At 50.0% G+C, this 2,116-nt stretch carries 2 protein-coding genes; one reads left to right on the top strand and one right to left on the bottom strand.

Going from position 1 to position 2,116, the window contains the following annotated elements:
• Window positions 1–495: hypothetical protein (locus tag GL286_RS22410; protein ID WP_211596491.1), on the top strand; the 495-nt coding region annotated here is incomplete at its 5' end.
• A gap of 99 nt (window positions 496–594) precedes the next feature.
• Here GL286_RS22410 and GL286_RS22000 read toward each other — a convergent pair.
• Window positions 595–1,470, bottom strand: coding sequence for a hypothetical protein (locus tag GL286_RS22000; RefSeq protein ID WP_155097694.1), 876 nt, complete (start codon window positions 1,468–1,470; stop codon window positions 595–597).
• Window positions 1,471–2,116 lie beyond the last annotated feature (646 nt).

Here is a 2,116-nt window from a genome sequence, read left to right as displayed (position 1 = left end):
GGCTTCATCGGCGACCGGAAATTGCAGGGTTTCTCGCCAAAGCATACGAAACCCTGCAATTCAAAGCGAATGAAGCCTAAGGTTGATCACCCAAAATCAATGCGTCGGGAGGTGTTCAGAGCGGACTGGTTGACACCAGCTCTCGCATTGGCAACGCAGGCAACTGCCGCCCGCGCATTGGAGCACGCCCTGATCATCCGCTTCGGTACCCTGGGTCGTGTAGATCGCGAGTTCCCGCCGCGATCCGACAATTGCGTTCGCCATCGGTCCAGGAGCGATGGCACCTTCGATCGCTCATTCCTCACCAACCGCCATTATACGGCCTTGATCCGCAGCTATGGTCGAGCGCGTGCCCCGAACCCCGCTATGGACCTACAACGACAAGTGCCAGAACATGAGGATCGGTGGGAGAAAACCCGCACCAAAACGGAGAATAGCCGCGCTTATTTTACGTCCGCACCAGTAAAAATAGAAAATATCACCCATCAAGGATAATTTATCAACAACGCGGAAATTTCCTAGAGCGGAAAACTCCGCATCTCACAAAACCAATATCAGGTCACTGCAGTTCACAAAAATCAGACGGACTGCAATTTACGCTGAAATGCACTTTATAAACCTTCGCGACGAGGAACTCAAAGCTCCCATGCTCACATCGACATAACGAAGATCATTACGAAAAATCTCAATTTCATCAGTTAAGGAGTTCCTCTCAAGGCATTCCAGATACAAGCTCAGCAATCTGGGACGCTCCAAAACTCCACGATCGCCCCGAAGTAAGCTCACCATTCCCTGAACATCTCTAACCAAATATCTCTCCACTGCGTCATCATATTTTCGCTCAACGGACCCCTCAGCAAATCTCAACAATCTGGGATCCACAGACCCCAAAATAAATGATTTCAAAAGATATGAAAGCGTACCCGCCTGATTCAATCTAGCCAGTGACTTGTGTCCGGAGTTCGGAACATTTATTAAAATAGAATTCCGATAAATAGAATCCGTCCATTCCGCGACCGTTCGCGAATCGCGTGGCTGAAGGAAATCATATACTATCATCGGCGGAAAAAAGGACTTCACTGTTTTCGATTTCGGAATCGTGTATCCTAACTTGCTACGACCATCCCGAGGCGATGCCGAAAGTATTCTGGCGCCGATCACACCACCATAAAAAAGTGCAGCATTGCCCCCCGCGCTTGTCCCATAGGCAATGACATCTCTTCCTTCGATGACAGGAGAAATGGATTCTTTGAATTCTTGCGGGTCTAACGAGACATAATTTGTATGCCTCGCCTTCCCGACAAAAATATAATCCCATCCATTCTTTTCGCAAACATTATAACCAAATCCCTTTGAACCCATCCCACCCCCCTGAGGTGAGAAGCAAACCACCAGTTTGTCGCAGTCAGAACGAAATTTATGATATGTGATCTTATGAAAATCGCTAACATTCAGTTGCATTTCTGGCATTTTAGCATTCCACCCCACCGTGCGGTTACATCCCCATATCATATTGACTGCAGGGATGAGCCCCTACAGCATAAGAAACGACCAAACTAATGCATCAATAATTTGTGTGCCGCATGCACAACGCCCCCCGAGCATTTGCCTGCCAAGATTGTGTCAATTGCTCAGGGATTTCGCGCCCACTGTCACGGTAACGTCAACATTCAGAAACTTTGCGGACGACATCGAGATCAAACGACGAATAACATAAGCAACAAATCTATCGACTGACCTAGCTAAGCAATTGCTAAATCGTTCCAATCCGGCAAGTTCCGTCAACGAGCAGGCCTGTCTTCCTTGGGTCAGTAAGATTTCCGTCCGCTTGTCGAGGGCACTTCGATTCCTCCAGTGTCATCGGATCAGGGAAAGTCCCTGCCCCAGTGGTGGCTAGACGGCCATGCGCGGAGTCCCCCGCACAGCGCATGGCCCCGGCGTGACGCCGGCGGACATCGTCGATCTTCGAAGCCGGTTCGGGTTGCGGGACCGGTAACCTGAACGAGGAATGTGCCATGTCGCGCCACCGGTCCGAGCGACCATGGAGAACTATGACCGATGAAAGGATGGCGCTGCTTGATCTCGTTGAAATGCAGGCTGATGGCAATCTGCTGCG

Source organism: Paracoccus aestuariivivens (genome assembly GCF_009711225.1).
Taxonomy (GTDB): Bacteria; Pseudomonadota; Alphaproteobacteria; order Rhodobacterales; family Rhodobacteraceae; genus Paracoccus; species Paracoccus aestuariivivens.
The sequence above is the reverse complement of the archived record's forward strand: the minus strand, read 5'-3'. Positions and strand labels throughout refer to the sequence as shown.

Coding starts and splice junctions, on each gene's coding strand:
- GL286_RS22000 (WP_155097694.1), bottom strand. CDS start 1,470: ATGCCAGAAATGCAACTGAATGTTAGCGATTTTCATAAGATCACATAT.